This is a genomic window from Maribacter sp., from assembly GCF_016744255.1.
In the GTDB taxonomy this organism is placed as follows: Bacteria; Bacteroidota; Bacteroidia; order Flavobacteriales; family Flavobacteriaceae; genus Maribacter_B.
This window is the reverse complement of the sequence record NZ_JADGES010000164.1, coordinates 1-3,713: the sequence shown is the minus strand read 5'-3', so window position 1 is coordinate 3,713 and position 3,713 is coordinate 1. Positions and strand designations below refer to the sequence as shown.

At 33.3% G+C, this 3,713-nt stretch carries 3 protein-coding genes; all 3 read right to left on the bottom strand.

Going from position 1 to position 3,713, the window contains the following annotated elements:
- Positions 1-918, bottom strand: a 918-nt coding sequence (locus tag QZZ51_RS16340) for an isopeptide-forming domain-containing fimbrial protein (RefSeq protein WP_291871635.1), incomplete at its 3' end; no start/stop codon positions are given.
- A 678-nt stretch (positions 919-1,596) separates the two neighbouring features.
- Positions 1,597-3,021: an HD domain-containing protein gene (locus QZZ51_RS16335; protein WP_291871633.1), complete on the bottom strand. Its 1,425-nt coding sequence runs from the start codon at positions 3,019-3,021 to the stop codon at positions 1,597-1,599.
- Between the two features lies 1 nt (position 3,022).
- Positions 3,023-3,583, bottom strand: coding sequence for an L-threonylcarbamoyladenylate synthase (locus QZZ51_RS16330; RefSeq protein WP_291871631.1), 561 nt, complete (start codon positions 3,581-3,583; stop codon positions 3,023-3,025).
- Positions 3,584-3,713 lie beyond the last annotated feature (130 nt).

The following is a 3,713-nucleotide window of genomic DNA, read 5'->3' as shown; positions in this document are numbered from 1 at the left end:
AGCATCAGTAGTTCCTGAAATAGTAACAGGACTATTGTCTTCTACAGCGTTTATGATATTATCAGTTGCAACAGGATTAATAGTAAGTGTTGGCGGAGTTATATCAGTAATCGTAATTTGTTCACTTAAATCATCTGGGAATGAATTAGCTTCACCACCAGTAACAGTAACATTTGTAATTTGATTAGTAAGTGTTGTACCTGAAGGAGCAGGAGAAACGGTAGAGGAGATGTTTAGAGAAACTGAGCTGTTTGCAGCAAGAGCTCCAATAGTCCATTCACCTGTTGCAGGATTATAGGTGCCACCAGAATGGCCTGTGTAAGTTAAGCCTGCAGGTAATTGATCCGTAATGACAAGTCCAGATGCATCAGAAATTCCTTTGTTTTCAGCAGTTAATGTCCATGTAATTGTATCTCCAACTTCTGGAGTTGAATTATCAACAGTTTTAGAAGTTACGATATCTGCTCTACAATCGGTACTAGCGGTACTTCCACCATCGGTTAAAGAAATTTCGGTGGCTGTCCCAGAATAGTTTGTAACAAGAAGAGCATAATATTTACCAGTAGTGGCTGTAATGCTAAAGTTGAACCCAGGAGCAGAGGCATAATCACATGCTAAAGGAGCGCCAAATGCTCCACATTGAGAAGTCATATCTGTAATGGAATCGAAAGGCCCCCATATGGCACCATCAACATCAACAAGATTACTGTTTGTTTGTATGATATTTAGACTCCCTCCAGAGGAAGCTTTAAAATAAAACCAAGCAGGATTGGGACTTGAACTTAAACAACCATAATCATTCCCTGGATTGGTGGTTGTAGCAGCGGTTCCGGTAGTTGCGGCAGAAAATGTAGAAGGGGATCCAATACAAACTGTTGTATAATCACTTATGTCTCCACAAGATACTTGCGCTGTCAAATTACTAGCAGGCAAGATATAAAACAATATAAGTGTAATTAAGGTAATTGTAGGTTGTGAATACAGGTTATTACTTTTATTGATATTTAACTTACGTCTTTTGAATGGAGCAAGTAATTCTATCTTTTTAAGCAGGTATTGAAACATATACTTTAGAAAAAGTAATATTGTATTTGAATTATAATTTTCCATTAGAAATTGAATTTTAAAAAAAGAATCTAGCTGATTAGAGATAAATAAGGGGTAAATATTCTTTTTTTTTTAGAAATCACATAATTATTGTTGTGGGAATAGGTTAAAATGATGTGTGCTTACAAAATTTCTTTATGAAGTATCGTATTTAAGGAATAATTAGAAGTTAATTTAAGAGTGGCTTATAAGAGGTAAGCGACTATGAAAAGGTTGTTTCTTTAATGATTAAAATTAAGTATCATCTAGATGCCAAGCAACGATTTTTAGTAAGAAAAATTTGTAAGAATAGTAGGGTTAAAATAAGGTGTTTTATCAACTATAAAGCCGAAAATATTTTTTATTTTAGTGTAGTTAAAACCTTACTATTTCTTTTATTTGCACTAGGATAGCTGTTGGTAATCCTTAAATTAACAGCTATTTCTAAAGTCGTAGAGTTAACAGAAAAGATTGTTTTTTTTTTCGTCTAAAAGAAATATTCTTATAAGATTATTTAGAGACTAAAAGCCCCATTTTTTTTCCTTTTTCAAGCATGAAGCTGTATGCTTCTTCGTAGTTATTTCCTATTTTTCCTTCTAGGATAGCTTCTTTTATTGTTTCTTTTATTTGTCCTATTTCTTTAGAAGGTTCTAGTCCAAATGTTTTCATTATTTCTTCTCCAGAAATTGGAGGTTGAAAATTACGTACATGATCACGTTCTTCTACTTCAGTGATTTTGGTACGCACGATTTTGAAGTTATTTTTGTACTTGTTTTGTTTTCTTGGGTTCTTGGTAGTAATATCTGCTTCGCATAAAGTCATTAAATCTTCTATATGGTCACCAGCATCAAAAATTAGTCTTCTTACAGCTGAATCGGTTACAAAATCTTCTGATATGACAATAGGACGAGAACTCATAAGTACAATTTTTTGCACAAATTTCATCTTATCATTCAAAGGCATTCTTAACCTTTTAAATAGTTTGTATACCATTTTGGAACCCACAAATTCATGTCCGTGGAATGTCCAACCAATTTTTTTATGAAATTTTTTGGTTGGTGCTTTGCCTATATCATGTAACAATGCAGCCCATCTTAGCCATAGATTGTCTGTAGTTACAGCTATATTATCTACAACCTCTAATGTGTGCCAGAAATTGTCTTTATGTTTTTGTCCTTCTATTTCTTCAATGCCTTGTAATGCTACAAGCTCTGGTAATATATACGGTAATAATCCTGTTTTATGTAGTAGAGCTAATCCAATAGAAGGTGTGCTGCTTGCTAGTATTTTATGTAACTCTTCTACAATACGTTCTTTAGATATAATATTAATTCGCTCCTTATGTTCTGTAATAGCATTTAAGGATTCTTTTTCAATGGTAAAGTTTAACTGTGTAGCAAAACGTATTGCCCGCATCATTCGTAAAGGGTCATCAGAATAGGTAATACTAGGTTCTAGTGGTGTTTGTATACTCTTTTGTTCTAGGTTTTGTACTCCATCAAAAGGGTCTATTAGGTTTCCAAAAGAATTTTTGTTCAAAGAAAGAGCTAAAGCGTTAATAGTAAAGTCCCTTCTTTTTTGGTCGTCTTCGAGTGTTCCATTTTCCACTACAGGCTTACGGCTGTCTCTATGGTAACTTTCTTTTCTAGCACCAACAAACTCTAATTCTAGGTTTTTGTATTTAATCATAGCAGTACCAAAATTTTTGAATACAGAAACTTTGGGGTTATTTGGCAACAGGGAAGCTACTTTTTTTGCAAGTTCAATACCGCTGCCCACGGCAACAATATCTATATCTTTTGGAGTTCCTCGCTGTAATAGGAAATCGCGTACGAAACCGCCGATAACATAAACTTCAAGAGACAAAGACTCTGATGCTTCTGTTAATATTTTAAAAATAGGGTCTTGTAAAGCCTTAGTGTAGTTCTGCTGCATTTTATTCACGAATCACTTTCACCTTACCATTATTACTTAATTTAATAATGGAAGAAGGTGAACCAAAATTTTGTTCTGTTTGCAAATTTACAATATAGTCTACACCTTTTAAAATAACAGAACTAATTTCGTTTCTGTTTCTTGGGGTAGGTTGGTCAGAAATATTTGCAGAAGTAGAAACAATAGGCTTTTTAAAATTGGTTATTAGATACTTACAAAATTTATCAGAGGCTATTCTAATCGCAAGTGTATTATCCTCAGCGATTAAATTTTTGGCAACACCTTTTGGATTATCGTAGATAATTGTAGTCGGTTTGGTCGCCAAATCCATAATATCGTATGCTAAATCGGGTACTTTTTCAATATGGCGTTCTAACATAGCATCATTCGCAACTAAGCATATTAAAGCTTTGGAGTCTGTTCTTTGTTTTAGTTTGTAAATTTTTTTAACGGCTTCTTCATTAGTAGCATCGCAACCTATTCCCCAAACGGTATCTGTGGGATATAGAATGAGACCACCGTTTTTTAAAATTTCAAGGGTTTTGTTAATTTCTTGCTGCATGTTTTATTTAATTTTTTTGAAGGAAAATTATTCTTTAATAAAATCTAAATATTTTTTTTGCTGTTATTCAAAACTCCATTTAGAATTTTGATAATTATTTGGAGGTGAAATTTTTTTATCGGAGATATCT

Bases quoted from the DNA above. Each gene is read 5' to 3' on its own strand.
- QZZ51_RS16335 (WP_291871633.1), bottom strand. From the start codon at position 3,021: ATGCAGCAGAACTACACTAAGGCTTTACAAGACCCTATTTTTAAAATA.
- QZZ51_RS16330 (WP_291871631.1), bottom strand. From the start codon at position 3,583: ATGCAGCAAGAAATTAACAAAACCCTTGAAATTTTAAAAAACGGTGGT.